Source organism: Sphingomonas sp. OV641 (assembly GCF_900109205.1).
In the GTDB taxonomy this organism is placed as follows: domain Bacteria; phylum Pseudomonadota; class Alphaproteobacteria; order Sphingomonadales; family Sphingomonadaceae; genus Sphingomonas.
Window position 1 is genome coordinate 34,547 of sequence record NZ_FNZB01000002.1, and the last position, 21,823, is coordinate 56,369.

The 21,823-nt window shown below is 66.9% G+C and carries 21 protein-coding genes and 1 riboswitch; of the genes, 6 read left to right on the forward strand and 15 right to left on the reverse strand.

Annotation, left to right across the window (positions count from 1 at the left end; all coding sequences use genetic code 11):
* Positions 1 to 31: 31 nt before the first annotated feature.
* The 3 genes from nudC to BMX36_RS11075 are packed head-to-tail and all read right to left on the reverse strand — an operon-like array spanning position 32 to position 3,296.
* A complete protein-coding gene (nudC, locus tag BMX36_RS11065; protein WP_093065562.1) occupies positions 32 to 898 on the reverse strand; it encodes an NAD(+) diphosphatase in 867 nt (288 codons plus the stop codon).
* The gene (locus tag BMX36_RS11070; protein WP_093065564.1) at positions 895 to 2,247 is read right to left on the reverse strand and encodes a serine hydrolase domain-containing protein; all 1,353 of its coding nucleotides are present in this window, start codon (positions 2,245 to 2,247) and stop codon (positions 895 to 897) included. The genes nudC and BMX36_RS11070 overlap by 4 nt, the downstream gene beginning before the upstream one ends.
* Positions 2,244 to 3,296: an A/G-specific adenine glycosylase gene (locus tag BMX36_RS11075; protein ID WP_371262869.1), complete on the reverse strand. Its 1,053-nt coding sequence runs from the start codon at positions 3,294 to 3,296 to the stop codon at positions 2,244 to 2,246. The genes BMX36_RS11070 and BMX36_RS11075 overlap by 4 nt, the downstream gene beginning before the upstream one ends.
* A 26-nt stretch (positions 3,297 to 3,322) precedes the next feature.
* Between BMX36_RS11075 and BMX36_RS11080 the strand changes: the two genes are divergently transcribed.
* From BMX36_RS11080 to BMX36_RS11090, 3 genes are read left to right on the forward strand one after another with little or no spacing between them, the layout of a single operon-like run.
* Positions 3,323 to 3,841 (forward strand): DUF721 domain-containing protein, encoded by a 519-nt coding sequence (locus BMX36_RS11080; protein WP_231731757.1) that lies wholly within the window; start codon positions 3,323 to 3,325, stop codon positions 3,839 to 3,841.
* Positions 3,838 to 4,509: a thioredoxin domain-containing protein gene (locus BMX36_RS11085; protein ID WP_093065566.1), complete on the forward strand. Its 672-nt coding sequence runs from the start codon at positions 3,838 to 3,840 to the stop codon at positions 4,507 to 4,509. Before BMX36_RS11080 ends, BMX36_RS11085 begins: the two co-directional genes overlap by 4 nt.
* Before the next feature lie 18 nt (positions 4,510 to 4,527).
* Positions 4,528 to 5,271, forward strand: coding sequence for a thioredoxin domain-containing protein (locus BMX36_RS11090; RefSeq protein WP_093065568.1), 744 nt, complete (start codon positions 4,528 to 4,530; stop codon positions 5,269 to 5,271).
* A 95-nt stretch (positions 5,272 to 5,366) separates the two neighbouring features.
* Here BMX36_RS11090 and dapF read toward each other — a convergent pair whose 3' ends face one another.
* The 10 genes from dapF to BMX36_RS11140 all read right to left on the reverse strand — a co-directional run bounded on the left by dapF (position 5,367) and on the right by BMX36_RS11140 (position 14,067).
* On the reverse strand, positions 5,367 to 6,296 hold the full coding sequence (dapF, locus tag BMX36_RS11095) for a diaminopimelate epimerase (protein ID WP_093065570.1): 930 nt from the start codon (positions 6,294 to 6,296) through the stop codon (positions 5,367 to 5,369).
* Between the two features lie 55 nt (positions 6,297 to 6,351).
* Positions 6,352 to 6,819, reverse strand: coding sequence for a DUF6456 domain-containing protein (locus tag BMX36_RS11100; RefSeq protein WP_066781282.1), 468 nt, complete (start codon positions 6,817 to 6,819; stop codon positions 6,352 to 6,354).
* Between the two features lie 62 nt (positions 6,820 to 6,881).
* Positions 6,882 to 7,619, reverse strand: coding sequence for a phosphatase PAP2 family protein (locus BMX36_RS11105; RefSeq protein WP_082746319.1), 738 nt, complete (start codon positions 7,617 to 7,619; stop codon positions 6,882 to 6,884).
* 141 nt (positions 7,620 to 7,760) lie between these two features.
* A complete protein-coding gene (locus BMX36_RS11110) occupies positions 7,761 to 8,510 on the reverse strand; it encodes a helix-turn-helix domain-containing protein (protein ID WP_093066311.1) in 750 nt (249 codons plus the stop codon).
* Between the two features lie 250 nt (positions 8,511 to 8,760).
* Positions 8,761 to 10,656 carry a phosphomethylpyrimidine synthase ThiC gene (gene thiC / locus BMX36_RS11115; RefSeq protein WP_093065572.1) on the reverse strand — a complete coding sequence of 632 codons (1,896 nt, stop codon included), beginning with the start codon at positions 10,654 to 10,656 and terminating at the stop codon, positions 8,761 to 8,763.
* Positions 10,657 to 10,698: 42 nt separating this feature from the next.
* A riboswitch (TPP riboswitch) is annotated at positions 10,699 to 10,807 on the reverse strand.
* An 84-nt stretch (positions 10,808 to 10,891) separates the two neighbouring features.
* Positions 10,892 to 11,854: a ferritin-like domain-containing protein gene (locus tag BMX36_RS11120; RefSeq protein ID WP_093065574.1), complete on the reverse strand. Its 963-nt coding sequence runs from the start codon at positions 11,852 to 11,854 to the stop codon at positions 10,892 to 10,894.
* A 47-nt stretch (positions 11,855 to 11,901) separates the two neighbouring features.
* On the reverse strand, positions 11,902 to 12,870 hold the full coding sequence (locus BMX36_RS11125; RefSeq protein ID WP_093065576.1) for a ferritin-like domain-containing protein: 969 nt from the start codon (positions 12,868 to 12,870) through the stop codon (positions 11,902 to 11,904).
* A 205-nt stretch (positions 12,871 to 13,075) separates the two neighbouring features.
* A complete protein-coding gene (locus tag BMX36_RS11130) occupies positions 13,076 to 13,357 on the reverse strand; it encodes a ribbon-helix-helix domain-containing protein (protein ID WP_093065578.1) in 282 nt (93 codons plus the stop codon).
* A 134-nt stretch (positions 13,358 to 13,491) separates the two neighbouring features.
* On the reverse strand, positions 13,492 to 13,764 hold the full coding sequence (locus BMX36_RS11135; protein WP_066776224.1) for a hypothetical protein: 273 nt from the start codon (positions 13,762 to 13,764) through the stop codon (positions 13,492 to 13,494).
* A gap of 33 nt (positions 13,765 to 13,797) precedes the next feature.
* Positions 13,798 to 14,067 (reverse strand): hypothetical protein, encoded by a 270-nt coding sequence (locus BMX36_RS11140; RefSeq protein ID WP_066776221.1) that lies wholly within the window; start codon positions 14,065 to 14,067, stop codon positions 13,798 to 13,800.
* Between the two features lie 161 nt (positions 14,068 to 14,228).
* Between BMX36_RS11140 and BMX36_RS11145 the strand changes: the two genes are divergently transcribed.
* Together BMX36_RS11145 and BMX36_RS11150 are read left to right on the forward strand one after the other, a co-directional pair.
* On the forward strand, positions 14,229 to 16,280 hold the full coding sequence (locus tag BMX36_RS11145) for a carbon starvation CstA family protein (protein ID WP_093065580.1): 2,052 nt from the start codon (positions 14,229 to 14,231) through the stop codon (positions 16,278 to 16,280).
* Positions 16,277 to 16,456, forward strand: coding sequence for a YbdD/YjiX family protein (locus BMX36_RS11150; protein WP_066776213.1), 180 nt, complete (start codon positions 16,277 to 16,279; stop codon positions 16,454 to 16,456). The genes BMX36_RS11145 and BMX36_RS11150 overlap by 4 nt, the downstream gene beginning before the upstream one ends.
* 83 nt (positions 16,457 to 16,539) lie before the next feature.
* Here BMX36_RS11150 and treA read toward each other — a convergent pair whose 3' ends face one another.
* Positions 16,540 to 18,093, reverse strand: coding sequence for an alpha,alpha-trehalase TreA (gene treA, locus BMX36_RS11155; protein ID WP_093065582.1), 1,554 nt, complete (start codon positions 18,091 to 18,093; stop codon positions 16,540 to 16,542).
* Positions 18,094 to 18,095: 2 nt separating this feature from the next.
* Entirely contained in the window at positions 18,096 to 19,151 is a 1,056-nt protein-coding gene (locus tag BMX36_RS11160) for an alpha/beta hydrolase (RefSeq protein ID WP_256210768.1), read from the reverse strand.
* Between the two features lie 153 nt (positions 19,152 to 19,304).
* Here BMX36_RS11160 and BMX36_RS11165 point away from each other — a divergent pair, with 153 nt between their 5' ends.
* Complete coding sequence (locus tag BMX36_RS11165) at positions 19,305 to 21,803, forward strand: TonB-dependent receptor (protein ID WP_256210769.1); 2,499 nt, start codon at positions 19,305 to 19,307, stop codon at positions 21,801 to 21,803.
* The last annotated feature ends 20 nt before the right edge of the window (positions 21,804 to 21,823 follow it).

Genomic DNA, 21,823 nt, shown 5'->3' on the forward strand with positions numbered 1-21,823 from the left:
CTCTTCGCAGGGCTGGCCGGCGGAGGGGTGATCAGCCTTCGTTCGCCCAGAGCGTCAGCAGCGTGTGCGCGATGGCATAGGTAGGCGGCGCGACGAACGGCCCCTCACCCGCGAGCGATGCGCGCACTTCCTCGCGCGTGAACCAACCGGCCTTTTCCAGCTCATTCTCGTCGAGCGTGATCGCATCATCCTCGGCAATGCCGACACAGGCGATCATCAGTTGCGACGGGAACGGCCAGGGCTGGCTCGCCACATAACGGACGCCGGAAACGCGCACGCCGGCCTCCTCTTGAATCTCGCGCGCGACAGCCTCCTCGATCGACTCGCCCGGCTCCAGAAAGCCGGCGAGCGCGGAATAGCGACCGGCGGGCCAGCTTGGCTGACGTCCGAGCAGGGCGCGCCCGTCATGCTCGGCGATCATGATCACCACCGGGTCGACGCGCGGAAAATGCTCGGTCGAACAATTCCCGCATTTACGGCCCCAGCCGGCACGGAACGGCGTGGTCAGCGTACCGCAATTGGCACAGAAGCGGTGCCGCGCATTCCAGTCGAGCACCGCGCGCGCCATGGCATAAGTGGCGGCCTCACCGGGCGCGAGCTGGTCAAGCGCGCGGAACAGCGCGGGTGAACGCAGCGGCGGAGCAGGCACGCCTTCCGGCGCGGCGGCGAAGCGCGGCCGCCCCTCGTCAAAGCCGAGCAGCACGATATGCGCGTCGTCCGCCGCCTCCGTCACCATCGTCCAGCCAAGGCGGCCATCCTCGGTGATTTCGGGATCATAGCCGTCCAGCTTGAGCAGCCGGGCGCGCCAGTCGCCCATGGCGGCGGCAAAGGCCTCCGCATCGTTGCGGTGATCGGCAACGCGGCTGAGCGTGCCGCCCGTGAAGCCCGGCACGCTCATCGCGCGGTCAACCGCTGCATGTCACGCGCCAGGGCGGCGGATACGTTTCGCCGAACCGGCCATTTATCATCCGGGAAATATTGCACCATCACCGTTCCTCGCATCTTCCTGACCGGATCGACCCAGGCGATGGTGCCCGCGGCACCGCCCCAGCCGAATGTTCCCTTGGACGGCACGCCGCCCGGCGCATTTTCGAGATAAACCGAGCCGCCGGCACCGAACCCCATGCGCGCCGACATGACCCCGCCCGTTCCGTCGCCCAGCCCGCCGAACGTCACGCCGGGCGGAAGGAGGTTCGACATGGCGAGCGCCACCGTTTCCGCCTTCATCACCCGCCGCCCGTCCAGCGTGCCGCCGTTCGCCAGCATGTGGAGGAAACGATCATAGTCGCGCGCGCTGGAAACCAGCCCCGCGCCACCATAGGGAAAGCTGGGCGGCTTGAGGTACACCGACGTCGCCGCGCGATCGATCGGCGCGCGAACATCCCCGACGAACACGTAGTTGGTGGACAATCGCCCCACCTCGCTCGCCGGGACGCTCCAGTAGGTCGATCGCATGTTCAGCGGGCCGAGAAGGCGCGTCTGCACGAAGCGGTCGAATGGCATGCCGCTCGCCTGCTCGATCACCGCGCCCAGCACGTCGAGGCCAATGGAATAATGCCATTTGGTGCCCGGTTCGGCGATCAGCGGCACCGCCGCCACCCGGTTGGCGAATTCTGCGAGCGTGGTCGGGCGAGCGGTGCGCGCCTTGGCCTCCATCTGCGCGTTCACCTGTGCCGGCACGATGCCGCGCCGCTCATATTCCTGCAGCAGCGGCCCCTTGGCATTGATGCTGTAGCCAAGGCCGGCACTGTGGGTGAGCAGGTGGCGGATCAGGATCGGCTTCTTCGCCGGCACGCTGTCCAGCGAGGTATCGGGGCTGGTCAGCACCCGCATGTTGGCGAAAGCGGGAATATATTTGCTCAGCGGATCATCCAGGCCGATCCGCCCGTCCTCCACCAGGAGCATCGCCGCCATGCCCGTCACCGGCTTGGTCATGGAATAGATCCGCCACAGGCTGTCCGGACCGGCCAGTGGCGCGCCCGGATCGTCGGAGATGCGGCCGGCGGAAACGAACTGCGGCGGGGCGTCGCCAACGCCGAACGCACCCACCACGCCCGGCATCTTGCCGCTGGCGACATAGCCATCAAACAGGGCCTGCGTTTCGCGAAGCAGCGGGTTTGCGCCGGGCGCCGCGGCGACAGAAGGGGCAGGGGCAGGTTGCGGTGCCGGCTGCGCCTGACGCGCGTCGCCCGTCGTGGCGGCGAATGCCAGCAACACCATGGTGCCGCCCAGCCAAAGCGTTCTCATTGCACCCTCCCTATCGCCTCTGCGGCCTTTGCGAAGACGGTCGGCAATCCCGCGGACGCGAGATCGTCGACCGGCCACCATTCGCCCCCGGCCTGCGCTGAATGCGCGTCCCCGCGCGCCACGGCAAGCGCGAGTTCGAGGGTGAAATGGGTAAAGCCATGGCTGACCACATGGTTCAACATCGCCCAGTCCAACGCCGCCGGTGCCCCTTGCAGCCCGGGCGCGGCGGGCTCCCAGGGCCCCGTCGGCAAGGCGCGCATGCCTCCAAGCAGCCCCTTCGCCGGACGGCGGACCAGCAGCACCTCGCGCGCCGAAGAGGAAAGACCATCGCTGCCGCCACGCTCCAGCCAGAAGATGGTGCCGAACCGCGCCGGCCGGGGCTTCTTCGCCGGCTTGACCGGAAACGCCTCCTCCTCTCCTGCCTGGTGCGCGGCGCAATCACGGGCGAGCGGGCACAGGAGACACTTGGGCTTTCGCGGCGAGCAGATGACGGAGCCGAGATCCATCATCGCCTGGGCGAAATCGCCTGCGCGCCGATCGGGCGTCACCTGCTCCGCCGCCGCCCGGACCGCGCGCTTTCCCGCGGCGCGGAACAGGCGGGACACGACACGTTCGACATTGGCGTCGATCACGACGGCGCGCTGGCCGAACGCGATCGCCGCCACGGCCGCCGCCGTATAGTCTCCCAGCCCCGGCAGGCCACGCAGCGCGTCTTCCGTTCCAGGCAGGCGACCGCCATGATCGGCGACGATCGCCTTTGCCGCCCGCACGAGATTGCGGGCACGGGCGTAATAGCCAAGCCCCGCCCAGGCCGCCATCACCTCCGCCTCGTCGGCGGCGGCGAGGCTGGCGACATCAGGCCATCGCGCCACCCATGCCTCGAAGCGCGGGCGCACGGTGGCGACCGTTGTCTGCTGAAGCATCACTTCCGACAGCCAGACCCGATAGGGATCGGGCGTTACGCCCGGCGGTGCCCGCCATGGCAGGGTGCGGGCATGACGATCATACCAGTCGAGCAGTCTGTCGGCGATCGAGCGCTTGGCGTCCACGCCCCGGCTATGGCATGGGGCGCCAGATGAGCAAGCGGGTGCGAGCGTCCCAATCCCAGCCGGAACCCGCGCGATCAAACCGTTCGCGCCCGGTATCCGAGCTGCTGCCCAGCGTCGGCGGCGCGGCATTCCGCCGTTTCGGCTTCGTGCAATCGTCGATCGTGACCCGCTGGCCCGATATCGTGGGCGAAAAGCTTGCCGCGGCGAGCGCTCCCGAATCGATCAAGTTTCCGGTCGGCAAGAAGCAGGACGGCACGCTTAGCCTGATGGTCCGCAGCGCCCATGCGGTGATGATCCAGCATGTCGTGCCGGAGATCATCGAGCGAGTGAACCTGTTCTTCGGCTATCCCGCCATCGCCAAGGTCGCCATCCGCCAGGGCGATGTGGCGCCGCGGCCCAAGCCGCGCCCCTCGCCTGCACCGCGCCCGGTTCCGGTCGAGTTGGGGCAAAGCCTCAAAAGCATCGAAGACCCTGAGCTCAAGGCCGTGCTGGAGGCGCTTGCCGCCGGCGTCGGCGCTTTCCATGGATTGCCCACCGTCAAATGACAAAGCTGCTTGCCCTGGCCGCCCTGGCCCTCGCCGCGCCACTGACTGCCGCGACCCAGAAACCGTGGACGGCGACCGCCGCTCTCGCGCCATCGGGCAGCTTCGTCATCGGCAACCCCAAGGCGAAGGTGAAGCTGATCGAATATGTCAGCTACACCTGCCCGCATTGCGCGCATTTCTCGCGTGATTCCGCGCCCGTGCTGAGGGGCAAGATGATCGCGTCCGGATCCACCAGCCTGGAGGTGCGCAGTTCCATCCACGATCGCTACGATCTGGTCGCCGCCACGCTGGCGCGCTGCGCCGGGCCGGGGCTGTTCCCCAAGATCCATGACCTGCTGTTCACGCGGCAGGAGGAATGGCTGAAGCAGGCGGCGGCCTTCGATCAGGCATCGGGCCAGGCCAATGCCGGCAAGTCCCAGCCGCAGATCATGCGCGCGCTCGCCGATGGTGCCGGGCTGACCGGCATCGCCAAAGCCGCGGGCATGACCGATAGCGCCATCGCCGCCTGCTTCGCCAACGAGGCGAATGTCGCCAAGACGCTTCAGGTGGCGCAGGCAATGCAGGGCAAGATCACCGGCACGCCGACCTTTGAACTGAACGGCAAGCTGATCCAGAATACCGACTGGGCCGGGCTGGAACCGATGCTGCGCGCCGCCGGCGCCAAGTGATTGATACGGAGTGATAGCATGAAATTGCGTTTTGCCGCGACCACCCCTCTCCTCGCCTGCGCGCTTGCGATGCTCGCCGCCTGCGGAGACAGCGGCAACAGCAACGCCGCCGCACCCAACTCGATCGCCGCCACCGCGGCGCCGGCCGGGCAGGACTGGACTCAGGTCGTCTCCAAAACGGCAGACGGCGGCTATGTGATGGGCAATCCCGACGCGCCGCTGAAGCTGGTCGAATATGGATCGCGCACTTGCCCGACCTGCGGCAATTTCGGCCGGACCGGCACCCGCCCGCTCGAAGACACTTACATCAAGAGCGGCAAGGTCTCCTATGAGTTCCGGGACTTCCTGGTCCACGCGCCGGACCTTGGCGTCGCGATCCTGGGCCAGTGCGCCGGCGAGACGCCGTTCTTTCCGATCCTGGAGCAGATGTTCGTCGAGCAGAACCAATTTCTCGAGAAGCTGGAAAGCGTGCCGGCCGACTTTCAGCAGCGCCTGCAGGGCATGAGCCCAGCGCAGCAGGCGACCGCCTGGGTCGAGCATCTGGGCTATATCGACTTCGTGAAGCAGCGCGGGCTGACCGAAGCGCAGGCGCGCCAGTGCCTGTCCGACACGAAGCGGATCGAGGATCTCGCCAAGGTTTCCGAAGTCGCGATGCGCGACAAGGAAGTGACCGGGACGCCGACCTTCATCCTGAACGGCGAGAAGCTGGACGCGGCAAGCTGGCCACAGATCGAGCAGGCGCTGAAGGCTGCCGGCGCCTGATGCGGGGCTGAGCGGCGTCAACAGGGCAGGGACGACGACCTACGTGGGGCGGCGTCCGGCCCTATGCGTCGTCCGGCCCTGATCGCAGAAGTGGCTTAGATCGCTGCCCAGGCGGCGGTCTCATCTTCGTGCCGGCGGGTGACAACCAGATCCCCCGCCGTGCCTCGCGACAGGTCAACGGTCACCTGCCCGGTCCATTCCACCGTTGCGTTGCCGCTCAGCGTCACCATGCCCGCCTCACTGGCGGAGGCGCGCACCAGGCCGCCGCGGTTGCGCACCGTTACCGTCCGGTCGAACAGCAGGCGTCCCGTCAGCCCGGCAACAAAGGTCGCCGCGCCCATCGCACTGCCACAGGCATTGGTGAGCCCCACGCCCCGTTCAAACGTGCGCACGTACAGCTCGCCGCCCGTCCGCACCTCCACGAAGGAGACATTGGCGCGGTTGGGCAGCCATGCCGGCGCGGCTTCGCAAATCTCGCCGATGCGCACGAGTTCGGCCTCGTCCACCTGATCAACAAAGGCGATAAGATGCGGATTCGGCATCGCGACTGCGGTGAAGCGCAGGTCAGATGACAGCCGCGCAATCACTGCCTCCCGAATGCGCTCACCCTCGCCTTCCAGCGGCCAGTCGCGCACGTCCAGCGTCGCCGGCCCGGCCGTCTCACGCACGGTATAGACGCCCGGCGCCAGATCAGCGTCCCGCGCCACCGCCGCCCGGCTCGTCTTCAGCCGCACCACCGCCTGCGGGCGACCGGTCGCCTCCAGCCCCGCGCGTGCCACGCAGCGCAGGCCGTTGAGGCAGGTTTCGGGTTCGGAGCCGTCGGCGTTGAAGATCCGCATGCCGAAGGCGGCCTCATCATCCCCGCCGGTCAGCAGCAGGATGCCGTCACCCCCCACCGGCCCCGACCGATTCGCCAAAGCGCGCGCGGCCTGCGCCCATTCCTGATCGGCCAGCGCAAGGGCGCGGGCGTCGATCAAAGCGAAATCATTGCCGGAGCCATGGCACTTGGTGATGTCGAAACGCATGGCCGCGGCTTATCTGCCGGCCGGGCAGCCGCCGCAAGCCTTGGCCACAACGCGATCAATCGATCCGATAGTGATCGGCAAGGCGATCCAGCGCCATGGTCAGCACCAGCCGCCCGGACCGCGCCGGCCAGCCAAGCGACTTTTCCGCGACCGGCAGCCCCTCCCCCGCGCAGACCACGCGCCACAGGACATCGCTGAGCCCCCGCCCCACGGCGCCCACCGCGGCATCGAAGCGGCGCTTGGCAGCAAGGTGCGCGGCGGTTGCGTCCAGCCCCTGACCCGCGCCGCCATCGACCCGCGCCGACCAGCGCATCGTCACTGCCGGGCCGATTGCCGCGCGCTCGTAATCGGCCCGCAGCCGCTCGCCCGCCGCGATCTGCCGCGCATCCAGTAAGCCCCGCGCGCCAAGCCACGACAAGGGCGATTCGGCGAGGTTCACCGTGACGCTGCGGCCGCCCCGGCCCGCTTTCCCCGGCAGAAGTCGGCCATCACGATCAATCCCACGCTCCACGAGCATCTGCATGCCTGTTCTCCGTTTGTTCGAAGCAGATGCATGGCACGAAGCGCGGCTTGTAGGACAGGCCGTCAGCGCGCGTCGTGGCGCAGTCGCAGCCAGGCGCCCAGCGCCCACCATGACAGGGCCCAGAGCGCGCCGGCGCTCCAGCCGGCCAGAACATCGCTAGGCCAGTGAACGCCCAGGTACACGCGACTGGCACCGATCATCAGCACCAGCGCGATCGTCGCGCCGAACAGGAACCATCGCGCGGTGCGTCGCGGCACGATCTGCATCACCGTCAGCGCAATGGTCAGGTAGATGATCGCGCTGTTCCCGGCATGACCGCTGGGGAAGCTGGCCGAGGCGACTTCCACCAGATGATCGACCAGCGCCGGCCGCTCGCGCGCCACCAGCTGCTTGCCAAGCGAGATAGCGACCGAACCGCTGAGCGTGCCGCCGAACACCAGCGCGGCGGTAAGGAAGTGGCGGCTCGCCAGCAGGAACCCGATCGTCAGGGCAGCGACCATGGTCAGCACCGTGCCGCCGCCCAGCGCGGTAATATCGATCATTACCCCCTGCAGCCACACCGGGCCGATCGGCGTGGACAGATCGCCGGACGTGCGCAGCGCCAGCATGATGGCGTGATCAAACTCGAACTGCGTACCCCGGGCGATCGTCATGCCGAGCAGCGCGATGATGAGGATCGCGCCGGCGACGGTGGCCAGCGCGATGAACGAATAGGGCGGGTGGGTGACCCCCGCCGGTGCGGTCTGGTCCGGTGTCGCCGGTGTTTCGGCGAGGATCTCGAGCGGGGATTCGTCGTGCATGGTTGGGGTGTAGCAGGGGCACGAGCGAAGGTGTCCTCCTTAGGCGCTGAGTTCTTGCCCCATGAGCGGCCGAGCCGCTGCGCGCGCAGTGACCCGGCCGACAACCCTGCTCCCGGCCTGAGCTCTTCCGCTGGCGCGGCGTTAATCGATGTAAATGCCGACGACCTTCCAGGCACCGTCCTCCCGGCTAAGCGACAAGGTTTCGGTTGCGCCGGGCTTGTTGGCGAAGTCGGTGCGGAATTGGACGGTGCGATAGCCATTTGGCGGAGCCGGCGTGTCCACGTCGCTGAGCAGCGTGCGCGACAGCACGGCGCCGAGCGGCACGCGCGCCTTTTCGGACGCCGACTGCCAGTTCGCGACGCTGTTGACCGACCGGAACGATTTCGCCGTCCCGGCCCAGCTTGACTGCCAATCGGCATTGTCGACCAGCGCCAGCCAATCACGCGCGGCCTTCGAAACGGGGGTTTCCGCCACAGCGTTCGAGCTTGTCGCGGCGGATGATTCCGGTGCCTGCACGGGTGCGATGATAGAAAGCAGAACGGCAGCGATTGCGATCATGATGGTTCCTCCTGCTGCCCAGACCAGCCGGCGCGGCAATCGCGACGACGGTGAGGGCTGGGATCCGAGTTGATCGCCCGGCACGAACCCGGCAGCCCCGATCGGCATGTCCGCGATGATTTCGGGGGCCGGCCCCTCGGCCTCGCGCAGCAGCCGCGCCGCTTCCTTGCTGCTCGATACGGAGAGCTTGCGCCGCGCATCGCGCAGCCGTTCGTTGATGGTGTGAACCGACAGGCCGAAATGCCGCGCGAGCGATTTGGCGTCATGGCCGACGAGAAGCAGACGCAGGGTCTGCTTCTCCTTCTCCGTCAGCGCATCGTACCCCTCGATCATCATATCCGTCGTCAGCTGACCCAAAGTCAGCCAACGCTAGGGTATCGCTCCACTGCCCGCGACCCCCAAAAGGCTTGTACCCCCAGCGAAAATGCGGGCCTGCGCACATGTGCAGGGCGGATCGCACGTGCTTCCGGCCTGATTGTAGCCACTAAACGGCTCATCCCATCATGCCCGGCTCGTACCGACATCCACGGTGACGCGAACCTCAATGCAACGCAGGCACGAGGCCCCGACAGTGACGCTCCCGTCAGTCGTGCTCCCGCCCACCAGCGCCCATGTACAATTCGCGGCCCTGATCCTCGTACACGCCGCTCATCTTCGCCATACCGGCCTCCGCCTCGGCGGTGGCGAGGAAGCCTTCGCTGCCCTGGTTCTGCAGCCGGGCGAAATCGCGCACTTCCTGCGTGATCTTCATCGAGCAGAATTTCGGCCCGCACATCGAGCAGAAATGCGCCGTCTTCGCGCCCTCTGCCGGCAGCGTCTGGTCGTGATATTGCTCCGCCGTCTCGGGATCGAGCGACAGGTTGAACTGGTCGCGCCAGCGGAACTCGAACCGCGCGCGCGACAGGGCATCGTCGCGCAGCTTCGCCGCCGGGTGACCCTTCGCCAGATCCGCCGCATGCGCCGCGAGCTTGTACGTCACCACGCCGACCTTCACGTCGTCGCGATCGGGCAGGCCGAGATGCTCCTTGGGCGTCACGTAACAGAGCATCGCCGTGCCGTACCAGCCGATCATCGCCGCGCCGATGCCGCTGGTGATATGGTCGTAGCCCGGCGCGATGTCGGTCGTCAGCGGCCCGAGCGTGTAGAAGGGCGCCTCGCCGCACACCTCCAGCTGCTTGTCCATATTTTCCTTGATCTTGTGCATCGGCACATGGCCGGGGCCCTCGATCATCACCTGCACGTCCTGCGCCCAGGCGCGGTGGGTCAGTTCGCCCAGCGTATAAAGCTCGGCGAACTGCGCCTCGTCATTGGCGTCGGCGATCGAGCCGGGGCGCAGGCCGTCGCCGAGCGAATAGGCGATGTCATACGCCTTCATGATCTCGGTGATCTCGTCGAACCGCTGGTAGAGGAAGCTCTCCTTGTGGTGCGCGAGGCACCATTTCGCCATGATCGAGCCGCCGCGGCTGACGATGCCGGTGACGCGCTTGGCGGTGAGCGGCACGTAGGGCAGGCGCACGCCGGCGTGGATGGTGAAATAATCGACGCCCTGTTCGGCCTGCTCGATCAGTGTGTCGCGGAAGATCTCCCACGTCAGGTCCTCGGCGATGCCGCCCACCTTCTCCAGCGCCTGGTAGATCGGCACGGTGCCGATCGGCACGGGGGAGTTGCGGATGATCCATTCGCGCGTGTCGTGGATGTTGCGACCGGTGGAGAGGTCCATCACCGTATCCGCGCCCCAGCGGATCGCCCAGACGAGCTTGTCCACCTCGCTGGCGACGTTCGACGCGACCGCGGAATTGCCGATATTGGCGTTGATCTTCACCAGGAAATTGCGGCCGATCGCCATCGGCTCGGATTCGGGATGGTTGATGTTGTTGGGGATGATCGCCCGGCCGCGCGCGATCTCATCGCGGACGAATTCGGGCGTCACGTAATCGGGGATCGCCGCGCCGAAGCTGTTGCCGTCGCGGACGTATTCGCGGAGCATCTCGCGGCCGAGATTTTCGCGCGTGGCGACATATTCCATTTCGGGGGTGATGATGCCGCGCTTGGCGTAATGCATCTGGCTGACGTTGGCGCCGGGCTTGGCGCGGAGCGGGCGCTTGACGACATTCGGGAAGGGCTGGACGCCGCCCGAACGGTCGGGGCCGAGCTGGCCGTTATCCTCGGGGCGGATCTCGCGGGCGTCGTACGCCTCGACATCGCCGCGCGCCATGATCCAGTCGCGGCGCAGCTGGGGGAGACCGGCCATGATGTCGATGTGGGCGGCGGGGTCGCTGTAGGGGCCGGAGGTGTCGTAGACGTTGAGCGGGGGTTCGCCCGACGACGGCTCCAGATCGATCGCGCGCATCGCGACCTTCAGCGGACCGACGTGGATCTTGCGCGATCCGCGGATCGGGCCGGTGGTTACGCCGATTTCGGTGCGTGCCTGCGGGTTTCCGGAGGAAACGCGTTCAATCGGCGAATCTACGTCGGCCATGTGTTCACTCTCCACTAATCGGAGAGCGGGGACGGATTGCCGGTGTTGGCGCCGCTCCTTCCCTCCGCCGGTGTCAACCGGATCAGGTTCAGCGGGTCGCGGGCTCGTGCCCGCCTCTCAACCGCCGTCAGCGGTCCCCCGAGGATGCGGGCAATTCTAAGGTGTTTGGCGGCTAAGGTAAAGCCGGGCGCCAAGATGTGGCCCGGACGGCTTGCCGGCCGTCCGGGTGGAACGCTCAGTTTGCGGCGCTGGTCTTCAGATCGCCGTTGAGTCCCGCCGGGAAGAACCCGCCGGCCGAAACGGACGCCTTGTTCAGGTACAGCACGTTCAGCACCGCCGGACTTGAGCGGCTGTATGCGATGCCGTTGCCGTCAGCAGGCGTGATGTTCGCCGCGCCATCGATCGCGACATTCTGATCGAGGTCGCGGCTGCCATCCAGTGCGTCCCGCGCATCGCTGAACCGACCGGCCAGGGTACGCAGCGTCGCATTGGTGAACAGCGCCGTGCGGATCAGGCCCGCATGGTAGCTGTGCGCGCCAAGCAGGCCGAAGAAACCGGTGCGCGTGGTGCCGAGATTGATCAGCGGCTGCAGGCCCTTGTACGCGGTGACGATCACGTCTTGCAGGAAGAACGCGCCCAGTAAGAAGTTGCCGTCGCCCGAATAAGGATTGAACGCTTCGCCGAGCGCCGTGGAGAACGGGCCGTCCGCCGCGCCGGAAATGTTGATCGCCGGCTGCGCCACCGCCTCGGCCGTGATGATGCCGCGCAGATAGGCAATGCGGCGCTGCGATTCAGCGGCGATCTCGCGCGCGCAGGCGGCGGTGAACGGGTCGCTGAACGACACGGGCGCGCCGCCCGTCACTACCCCCGGCGTACCGGTGCCGGTCAGCAGATCGGCGGGAACGCTCGCGCCGGTCGTGGCATAGGCGAAATATTGCGCCTGCAGATATTCAAGCTGAAGCGCGAAGTTGAGCGCGGCGCGATCGGCATTGCTCGTCGAGGTCGCCGTTGGGGTCGGCGTTGGCGTTGGATCCGGATCGGGATCCGAATCATCATCGTCACCGCCACAGGCAGACAGCAGCGCAAGGCCGCCCGCGGCGATGGATGCGCCGCCGGCAAGCTGAAGGAAGCGGCGGCGCTCCGCCTGCCGATCGGCGGTGGGTTCGGGCGGCTGCGGCAGGGTGTCGAGGTCGGTCATGGCGAATGGTCCTGGAAACAAGGGAAACAAGCGAGGCGGGCGGCGCCTCAGCTCGTCGCGGTGGACTTGATCGTGCCGTTGACCCCGGCGGTGAAGAAGCCGCCGCTCGTGGCAGTCCCGCTGTTCAGATACAGGACGTTGAGCACCTGCTGCGGCGTCCGGCTGATGGCGAGGCCATTGGCGTTCAGCGGCGCGACATTGGCGATCGCATCGCCCGATGCGGAGGCGGTTGGCCGCACCCCCTGGTCCAGATCGGTCGTGGCGCCATCCAGCGTGTCACGCGCGCCGGAGATCGCCTCCGTCGCATCGATCAGCGACGGGGTGCTCAGCCCGCGGCGATAGAGCAGAGCGCGCAGGGCGGCGGCATGGTGCGCCTCCACTGCCATCATCCCGCCGACCGCTTCCACATAAGCGGAAGTGGTGATCAGCCCCATGATGCCGCCATAAGCCGTGACGCTCACGTCCTTCAGCATGAATGCGGCGAGCAGGAAATTGTCCTCGCTGGCATAAGGATCGAACGACTGGGCGTTGCCGATCATCGCGGCCGCGCGGGCGAGGCCGCTGAACGCATTGGCGGCGGCGGAGCCGAGGTCGATCGCGGGCTGTGCCACGGCATAGGAGGTCGTCAGCGAGCTGCGCAGGAAGCGGACATGCGCCAGGCCGTCGGCGGCCATTTCCTTCGCGATGGAAGCGAGCGCGGCGTCGCCGAATGACACCGCCCGCGCCCCCGTCGCCACGCCGGCCGTGCCGCTGCCCGAAATGTCGTCAGCCGCCAGCACCGCGCCGCCGGTCGCCACCGAGAAGAAGTTCGCTTGCAGATATTCGACGTTCAGAATGAAGTTCAGCACGTCGAGTTCGGTGGCCACCGTCTGCGCCGCCGCCGGCTGCGTCGTGAGCGCGAGTGCGCCGGCACCGACCGCTGCCGCGCCAAAGGCAGTGGCAAAGAAGGCACGTCGATCGGCGCGCTGCGGCCCGCGCGCCTCCGGCGTCTCGATCAACGTTTCCGTCTGCGACATCGCGGCTTCCTTCTTCTTTCTACGCGCACCGGGCGGCAAACACCCCAGCCCCGTGCCTAATCGGTTTCGCTGTCCGTTCCCTGAACGGATCGACAGGAACGCGCTAGCGGGAAAGTGCGCGCAAGGAAATGCGATGCTTGGCCGCGGGGATCGCTATCCACGCGCCGAACAGGCGCCGCCCTGTTGCGGCGGGACAGCGACAGGGTCAGGCGGGTGACAGGCCGTCATCCGCTTGCCGGCGCATCGTTTCCGCCAGCAGCCAGGTCCGCAGCGCGCTGGCCAGATTGGGGGGATCGGCTGCGCCGATGCGCACGGCGTCGATTTCCGCGACCAGCGCGGACAACGGCAATCGACGCGCAGCCGCCGCCTGTTCCAACGCATGCCAGAACAAGGGTTCAAGGCTGATCGAGGTAGGATGGCCGGCGATGGTGATCGATCGCTTGACGGGCCCGGCGAACCCGCCGTGTGGCGGCCGGATATCGATCATGACGACCGCCCCGCCCGTCCGTCCTCAGCGGGTGGTCGACGCTCGTCCATGCGACCGCTGGGTGCGCGATGATCCGTCCGCTTCATGGTCATGATCTGACGGGCGTCGGAGCATCGCGCAACCGGCGACAATGCCTATTCGAGGTCGGATTCGCTCACCACGATCGGATTTGCGTCCGAATTCCGGCTCAGTGCGGACAGTGCCGCTTCGGTCACCTGATCGATGAAGCGGTTGAACATGTCGACCGCATCGCCGTCCGGGCGATCGCCGCTCAACGCTTCCAGCAGGTCATATTGGACGGCGAATTCGTAATCGTCGCCATCGACCTCGCCGGTGAACTCCACGAGCTCGGCGTCGATGTTGTCGAGAACGGAACTGGTATCGATCTCCAACTGGCCGTCTGCCATCAGCTACTTCCTTCTGTTTGGATACGTCGCCGGTCAGGCCGGCAGGCGTCGCGCGAGATCGCCGATAGCTTCGCCGACGAACGTGTCGAGGGGCATGCCGGCTTCCAGGTGGATCGGCCGCTCAAGGGTCAGCACCGCCTCTCCCTTCATGCCTTGCTCCAGTTGCAGCCACGCACGCACGGCCGCCTCGAGGTTGGTGACTTCGGGCACTTCTTCTCCCCCGCGCGTCACGTTTTCGAGCGAGGCACTCATCTTCCAGTCTATCGAGGGGTCGAGTGCATCGCCCCAGGTGGCTTCCGCCATGCTGCGTCTCCCGCGCCGATTCCGGTACTGCCCCCCAATCGCCGGAACCTGCAGGAGGGTTCCCGTCGGCGCGCAATGCGCGCGCCGCCGGTGGTGCTGGCCGCGCGGCACGCCATGCACTAGGGGCGGCGCTTATGGACCATGCGCAAAGAGGATTTCAGATGACGCGGCATCTTCCATGGATCGCGCTGGCGCTTGTCGGAGCCGGCAGCCTGGGGGTGGTCGCCACCGTCCGCGGCGAGCCGGTCAATGCGCTGTGGATCGTCGCCGCCGCTGTGTCCGTCTATCTGGTTGCTTACCGCTACTACGCCCTGTTCATCGCCCGCGCCGTGGTCGGCATCGATCCGTCGCGCCCCACCCCTGCTGTTCGCCGTGCCGACGGGCTGGATTATGTGGCCACCGACCGCCGCGTCCTGTTCGGCCACCATTTCGCCGCCATTGCCGGTGCCGGCCCGCTGGTCGGCCCGGTGCTCGCGGCACAGATGGGCTATCTGCCAGGCACGCTCTGGATCCTCGCGGGCGTGGTACTGGCGGGCGCGGTGCAGGATTTCATGGTCCTGTTCATTTCCATGCGCCGCGACGGCAAGTCGCTGGGTGAGCTCGTCCGCATGGAGATGGGCGCGGTGCCCGGCACCATCGCGCTGGTCGGCGCCTTCATGATCATGGTCATCATTCTGGCCGTGCTGGCGCTGATCGTGGTGCGTGCGCTGGCGGAAAGCCCGTGGGGGCTGTTCACCGTTATCGCCACCGTGCCGCTTGCGATGCTGATGGGCGCCTACACCCGCTGGATCCGCCCCGGCGCGATCGGCGAAGTGTCAGTGATCGGCTTCATCGGCCTGATCGCGGCGATCATCTTCGGGCAAAATGTGGCGGAAAGCGCCACCTGGGCGCCGATCTTCACGCTGACACCGGTGCAGCTGTGCTTCGGTCTGATCGTGTACGGCGCAGTCGCCTCCCTGCTGCCCGTGTGGCTGCTGCTTGCGCCGCGTGACTATCTGTCCACGTTCCTCAAGATCGGCGCGATCGCGGCGCTCGCGATCGGCATCGTCGTGCTCGCCCCGCCGCTGCGCATGCCGGCGCTGACCGAGTTTGCCTTCAGCGGCACCGGCCCGGTCTGGGCTGGGCCGCTGTTCCCGTTCCTGTTCATCACCATCGCATGCGGCGCGGTCTCCGGCTTCCACGCGCTGATCAGCAGCGGCACCACGCCCAAGCTGATCGCCAGCGAGGGTGATGCGCCGTTCATCGGCTATGGCGCGATGCTGATGGAAAGCGCGGTCGCGATCATGGCGCTGATCGCGGCCTCGATCCTCGACCCCGGTATCTATTTCGCGATGAACACGCCCGCCGCGATCACCGGCGGCGATCCCGCGACGGCGGCGGCGGCAATCACCGCGATGGGCTTTCCGGTCTCCGCCGACACGCTCGCCACCACTGCGCGCGAAGTTGGGGAAACGACCATCGTCAGCCGTGCGGGCGGCGCGCCCACGCTGGCGGTGGCGATGGCGGAGATCTTCAGCAACGTGCTGGGCGGGCCTGGCATGAAAGCCTTCTGGTACCATTTCGCGATCCTGTTCGAGGCGTTGTTCATCCTCACCGCCGTCGATGCCGGCACGCGGTCGGGCCGCTTCATGCTGCAGGACCTGCTCGGGTTGGTGAGCCCGCGTTTCAAGGAGACGTCCAGCTTCGTGCCCGGGCTGGTCGCGACATTGATCTGCGTCGGAGCCTGGGGCTTCTTCCTCTATCAGGGGGTCACCGATCCACTCGGCGGGGTGAACACGCTTTGGCCGCTGTTCGGCATCTCCAATCAGATGCTCGCGGCGGTTGCGCTGATGCTGGCAACGGTGGTGCTGGTGCGGATGAAGCGCGATCGCTTCGCCTGGGTGACGATCGTACCGGCGGCGTGGCTTGTCCTGTGCACCGGCACGGCGGGGCTGATGAAGCTGTTCCACCCCGATCCGAAGATCGGCTTCCTCGCCCATGCCGAGGTGTTTTCGGACGCTATCGCGCGCGGCGAGGTGCTGAAGCCTGCCGCCTCCATGGCGGAGATGGGCCGCATCGTCTTCAACGACCGGATCGACGCCGGGCTGTGCGCGCTGTTCCTCGCCGTAGTGGCCGCCATTCTGGTCTATACGGTGCGCACCTGCCTCGCCGCGCGCCGTCTCGCCCGGCCAAGCGCGACGGAGATCCCGCCGGCTCTGGGTGTCGCGCGGTGAGCCTGCTGTCGCGCCTGGCGCAGACCGCGCGGCTGATGGTCGGCATGCCGGACTACGATGCCTATTGCCGGCACGTCGCAGACCACCATCCCGGCGCCACGCCGATGACGCGGGCGGAATTCTTCCGCGATCGCCAGCAGGCCCGCTACGGCAGCGGCGGCGGACGGTGTTGCTAGCCCCTTTCCGTTCGCACTGAGCTTGTCGAGGTACGTGCCAGGAACACCCCCTTCGACAGGCTCAGAGCGAAAGGCCGAGGTAGTCACAGATCCGGATAACGTTCCAGGATTGCGCTGGTCACGCCATTGGTCCAGCCGAAGCCGTCCTGCGTCGGATATTCCCCGCCGCCGCCGGGCTTGCGCTCCTCAATGTCATATTTCTCCAGCATCTTGCCCGTCTCGGCATAGGTGGTGGAAACGGTGTCCAGCCAGCGCTTCGCGATCTCGCGCGCCAGCTCACCTTGCGCGTTCTTCTCCAGCCCGGCGATCGCCACCCATTGCAGCGGCGCCCAGCCATTGGGCGAATCCCATTGCTGGCCGGTGCGCACCGGCGTGGTGCGCAGGCCACCCGTCGCCAGCAGATCGCGGCGGACGCTTGCGGCAACGGCCGCCGCCTGCTGCGGCGAGGCTGCGCCCGCGAATAGCGGGTAAAGCGTGGCGGCCGAGATGCGCGGCGTGGGCTTGCGCGTCATCCGGTCCCAATCGGCGTAGCGCCCTTGCCCGGCGACCCAGAAATAGCGGTTCAGCGCGGCGCGACGCTTGTTCGCCAATGCCGCGAACGACGCAGCGCCCGCCTGATCCCCTGCGGCTGCGCTGCGCCTGGCGATCGCTTCCTCCATGATCAGCATCAGGCTGTTGAGATCGACCGGCACGATCTCGGTCGTCCGAATGGAGGCGAGCCGCTGCGGATCGGAAAGCCAGCGGCTGCTATAATCCCAGCCGCTCTCCGCCCCCGCCCGCAGGTGGCGGTACATTTCCTCCGCCGGACGGCTGGGGTCTTCCTTGGCGGTGATCAGATCCTCGGCGAAGCTTTCATCGCGCGGCAGCGGGCGATCATCCCAATAACGGTTCAGCAGCGTGCCGTCGGGCATCCGCACCACGCGGTCGCACGCCCCGCTCGAATCGAGGCACGACGCGCCCTTCATCCAATAGGCATGTTCTTTCTTCAGCGCCGCCAGCCGCTTCGCCGCGGTCGCGGGATCGGTGTCCTTCGACAGGTCCAGCATTGCCGCGTAGAAAGGCGGCTGCGATCGGCCGAGGTAGTAAGTGCGCATTCCGTTGGGGATATGGCCGTACCGCTCGATCGTGTCGGTGAAGTTCGCCAGCATGGATTCCACCAAAGGCTGCTGCCCATCGACGGCGAGGCCCAGCATGGTGAAATAGCTGTCCCAATAATACATCTCGCGGAAGCGGCCGCCCGGGACGACATAGGGATGGGGCATCGGAAGCAGCGAGGAACCCGCGACCTGCTCGTCCGGCTGGCGCACCAGCATCGGCCACAGGTTCCGGATATGGCGCCGTAGGTCCGTCGCGCCGCGATCGTTGACACCCGGGACGGTGAAGTTGGCGAGCACGAAGCTGCGCAGCGCTTCCGGCGTGGCCGGCCGCTCACGGCGATAATCCGCCATGATCGCCTGCGGGTCGCGCTTGGGCGCGGCATCGGCGAAGGTCTTGCCATCCGGGAAGAGGCGGCCGGTCTGCACCGCGCTGAACAGGTCGCCGTACAGCGCCGCCGGCGACTGCTGCGCGCCCAGCGGTTCCGCGACCAGCGCGCATACCGCCAGCGATGTCCCGACCAGCGAATGCCAAAGCTTCATCGTCAATTACCCTTTTTTTCCGAGCGCGCCGGCTCCGCGCCCAAATGCCGGTCGAAAAAGGCCGAAACAAGCCGGAAAGCCTCCATGGATTCAGGCATGTCCGGCCAGACGAAGAAGGCATGGCCCAGTCCATCGAAGATCTGAAGCTCGCTCGTGACGCCCATCGCGCTCAGTTGGCGATGCTGCCACGTCAGCACGCTGGCGGCGAAATCGCGGCTTCCGGCAAGCTGCAGCGTCGGCGGGAATCGCCGCATCACCGCCTCGGCGCGCAGCGGATAGGCGGCCGGGTCGCGGAGCGGCACATCCTTCATGTAAATACTTGAAAGATCGGCCGGAAGGTCGCCCGCCCGGATCGGCTTGCCGGCGGTCAGCGGGTCCGACAGATAGGCACTGTCCCCGGCGTATCCCGCACCGGTGCCGCAGAACGTGCCGACGGCGCCGGGCCGCGGCAGGCCATGGCTCTGGAACCACGCGACCGATTGGGCGGTAATGATCCCCCCGGCCGAACAGCCATAGATGCCGATATTTTCCGGCCGATACCGCTTCAGCAGTTCGCGATAGACCGCCGCCACGTCCTCCGACGCGGCCGGATAGCGATGCTCCGGCGCAAGGCGGTAATCCACCGTCACCACCTTGACGCCCATGGTCGCCGCGATCGGGATCGCCTCCACCAGCGCGCCGCTGCCGCTGCCCCACATGAACGCGCCGCCGTGCACGTTGATCAGCACGCGCGCCGCATTGCGGGCGGTAGGCCCCGCAACCGGGGTCACCACGTCCACCGTGACACCGCCCATCCGCTCACGCCGCTCGCTCGTGCGGAAATGGCGCCGCATCTCCGTCAGACGCTCGTCATTGTAGCGACCCCAAAAGGCGCGCGCCGCGGCGATGTCGTTGCCGAAATCGGGTGGGCGGACGGCCTGCTGGCGTACGATGACGCGCTTCGCCTCCTCGCTCAGCAAACTGGAGGGCGGCAGCGTCATCGCTGGCACCTCAACCGTCTGTGCCGCCGCAGGAGCAGCGAGCAGCAGCATTGCGAGCGCCATGCCTGATTTCACCATCGTCTCCTCCTTACCTGTTGCAGAAAGGCTGCACCCGCCACGGGATTGCGCAACACCGGTAGTTGTCCACCTCGACGGGCGGAATCCGCACTCCTATTTCGCGCCCATCAGGCCGCTACCGGGAGGAGCGGCGGAAGCAAAAGGATAAAGATCATGCTTTCCACCTTCATGGGCCGTCTCATGATTGGCACGGCCGCCGGCGCCATGCTCGCCGCCATGCCGGTTGCCGCGCAGACCGATCCTTCCGCCGCGCAGGCCGCGGATAGCGCACAGCGTGCCGAGCCGGAAACCGGACTTGTCGACACCGCCGCCCAGGCAGGCGAGGACATCGTTGTCGTGGGTACGGCAGGCGGCGGCACGCGTCGCCAGGACGCGTCCTTCGCCGTGACCACGCTGGGCAATGACGCGATCGAGCGCGCCGCGCCGAACAGCACCGCGGATCTGCTGCGCACCGTTCCGGGTGTCATGGCGGAAAGCTCTGGCGGCCAGAACGGCGCCAACATCTTCGTGCGCGGCTATCCGTCGGGCGGCGACGCGCAGTTCGTGACGTTCCAATATGCCGGCACGCCGGTCTTCGCGCCGCCGACGCTGTCGTTTCTCGAAAATTCGCAGCTCATCCGGCTGGACGAGACGGTGCAGCGCGTGGAAGCCGTGCGCGGTGGCACCGGCTCGCTGTTCTCCAACGGCCAGCCGGGCCTGACGGTAAACGTGGTGCCACGCATCGGCGGCAGCGAGTTCCACGGTCTCGCCAAGCTTTCCTACACCGATTTCGACGAAATCCGCGGTGACGCCTGGATTTCCGGCCCGATCGGCCCCGACACGGGCTTCATGATCGGCGGCTATTACGCGCAGAGCAACGGCATCCGCGATCCGCGCTACCGTGCCGAGCAGGGTGGCCAGATCACCGCAAACATTCATCATGATTTCGGCGACAAGGGCTCGGTCGAGGTTTACGCCCGTTACCTCAACGATCGCGGCCAGTGGCTGCTGCCGATCCCGGTTGTCGTGGATGGCGAGGATACCAGCCAGTATCCTGGCTTCGATCATGGCACCGGCACGCTGAACGGCCCGGATACGCGCGCCGTGCAGAACGTCGTCGGCCGCACCGTCGATCTGAAGGATGGCCGTGGCGCCAAGGTAATCAACACCGGCTTCACCTTCGACTATGAAGTGCTGGACGGTCTGCGCGTGCGTGAGCGCATGAGCTACATGGGCGGCAACGCCAACACGCTTGGCCTCGTGCCGACCGAGGCGCCGGTGGCCGCATCCGTCATGGCGACCCGCCTCGCAGGCGCCGGTGCCACCGTTTCCTCGCTGGTCTATGCCGATGGCAGCGGCGCGCTGGCCACTGGCGCCGACACGCAGGTGCTGCGCGCCGGCATCTGGGAAGTGCGCAAGAAGATCTCGTCCTTCGTGACGGACTCGGCGCTGGAGTGGACCAGCGGCAACAACAAGCTGACTGGCGGCTTCTACTACACCAACTTCACTTCGCGCGATCAGTGGGCATTGGGCAATCAGGTCCTCCTGACCGCAGAGCCGAACGCCCGCCGGCTTGACCTCGCCGTGACCAGCGCGGCAGGCACTGCGCAGCAGGCGACGCTGCGCGGCTTCACCAGCGGCCCCGCTTTTCAGGTGAGCGCTTGGTATGAAGGTCAGGATCTCGCCTTCTATGCGGTTGACGAGTTCCAGATCACGCCGGAACTGCGCATCGACGGCGGCATCCGCTGGCAGCGCCACATCGTGGACGGCACACTCAGCACGCCGCGTTCGGCGGCGCAGGGCGGCAATATCGACCTCGATGGCAATCCGAACACGCTGTACGACAACAATGTCACCGTGCTCGGGCCGCTGCGCACGATCAGCTATCGCGACGATGCATGGTCGTGGACGGCGGGCGTGAACTACGACTTCAGCCGCAACCTGGGCGTGTTCGCGCGCTACAGCCGCGGCAACAGCTTCCCGCAGTTCGACAACCTGCGCGAGGCCAGCGCTGCCGACATCGCCAACAACACCGGACTTGCCGTTGTTGCGGAAGTTGACACTTTCGAGGGCGGCCTGAAAGTCTCGACCGACATCGCCAACCTCTACGCCACCGTCTTCCACAACCGCTTCGACGGGCTGGCCACGACGACGATCATCAACGACGTGCCGACCAGCTCCAATGGCGGCGCGAAGGCGACCGGCGTCGAGGTTGAGGGCGTGCTTCGCCCGTTCCAGGGCTTCAGCCTGGCGGCCGCCGGTACGTTCCTCGACGGCACCTATCGTGATTTCTTCACGGGCAACGGGGCAATCGACAACACCGGCAATCGCGTGCAGCGTCAGCCCAAGTGGATGTGGCGCGTGACGCCGGCCTATGAACTGCCGATCGGCAGCGTGAAGCCGTCGCTGTTCGCCACCCTGCAATACACCGGCGATCGCTTCTCCGATCCGGAGAACAACCAGATCCTGCCGAGCTTCTACCAGCTCGACGCTGGTGTCTCGGTGACGGTGGCCGATCGCATTCGCCTGCAGGTGACCGGCAACAATCTGACCGACGAGCTGGGCCTGACCGAACAGAACCCGCGCATCATCGGTGGCCAGGGCCAGGGCGTGATCCTTGCTCGTCCGATCCTCGGCCGTTCGTTCCGCTTCAGCGCAGCGTTCGAGTTCTGATACCTGTTTCCTCCCCATGC

Bases quoted from the DNA above. Each gene is read 5' to 3' on its own strand.
- nudC (WP_093065562.1), bottom strand. From the start codon at position 898: ATGAGCGTGCCGGGCTTCACGGGCGGCACGCTCAGCCGCGTTGCCGAT.
- BMX36_RS11070 (WP_093065564.1), bottom strand. From the start codon at position 2,247: ATGAGAACGCTTTGGCTGGGCGGCACCATGGTGTTGCTGGCATTCGCC.
- BMX36_RS11080 (WP_231731757.1), top strand. From the start codon at position 3,323: ATGAGCAAGCGGGTGCGAGCGTCCCAATCCCAGCCGGAACCCGCGCGA.
- BMX36_RS11085 (WP_093065566.1), top strand. From the start codon at position 3,838: ATGACAAAGCTGCTTGCCCTGGCCGCCCTGGCCCTCGCCGCGCCACTG.
- BMX36_RS11090 (WP_093065568.1), top strand. From the start codon at position 4,528: ATGAAATTGCGTTTTGCCGCGACCACCCCTCTCCTCGCCTGCGCGCTT.
- dapF (WP_093065570.1), bottom strand. From the start codon at position 6,296: ATGCGTTTCGACATCACCAAGTGCCATGGCTCCGGCAATGATTTCGCT.
- BMX36_RS11100 (WP_066781282.1), bottom strand. From the start codon at position 6,819: ATGCAGATGCTCGTGGAGCGTGGGATTGATCGTGATGGCCGACTTCTG.
- BMX36_RS11105 (WP_082746319.1), bottom strand. From the start codon at position 7,619: ATGCACGACGAATCCCCGCTCGAGATCCTCGCCGAAACACCGGCGACA.
- BMX36_RS11110 (WP_093066311.1), bottom strand. From the start codon at position 8,510: ATGATCGAGGGGTACGATGCGCTGACGGAGAAGGAGAAGCAGACCCTG.
- thiC (WP_093065572.1), bottom strand. From the start codon at position 10,656: ATGGCCGACGTAGATTCGCCGATTGAACGCGTTTCCTCCGGAAACCCG.
- BMX36_RS11120 (WP_093065574.1), bottom strand. From the start codon at position 11,854: ATGACCGACCTCGACACCCTGCCGCAGCCGCCCGAACCCACCGCCGAT.
- BMX36_RS11125 (WP_093065576.1), bottom strand. From the start codon at position 12,870: ATGTCGCAGACGGAAACGTTGATCGAGACGCCGGAGGCGCGCGGGCCG.
- BMX36_RS11130 (WP_093065578.1), bottom strand. From the start codon at position 13,357: ATGATCGATATCCGGCCGCCACACGGCGGGTTCGCCGGGCCCGTCAAG.
- BMX36_RS11135 (WP_066776224.1), bottom strand. From the start codon at position 13,764: ATGGCAGACGGCCAGTTGGAGATCGATACCAGTTCCGTTCTCGACAAC.
- BMX36_RS11140 (WP_066776221.1), bottom strand. From the start codon at position 14,067: ATGGCGGAAGCCACCTGGGGCGATGCACTCGACCCCTCGATAGACTGG.
- BMX36_RS11145 (WP_093065580.1), top strand. From the start codon at position 14,229: ATGACGCGGCATCTTCCATGGATCGCGCTGGCGCTTGTCGGAGCCGGC.
- treA (WP_093065582.1), bottom strand. From the start codon at position 18,093: ATGAAGCTTTGGCATTCGCTGGTCGGGACATCGCTGGCGGTATGCGCG.
- BMX36_RS11160 (WP_256210768.1), bottom strand. From the start codon at position 19,151: ATGGTGAAATCAGGCATGGCGCTCGCAATGCTGCTGCTCGCTGCTCCT.
- BMX36_RS11165 (WP_256210769.1), top strand. From the start codon at position 19,305: ATGCTTTCCACCTTCATGGGCCGTCTCATGATTGGCACGGCCGCCGGC.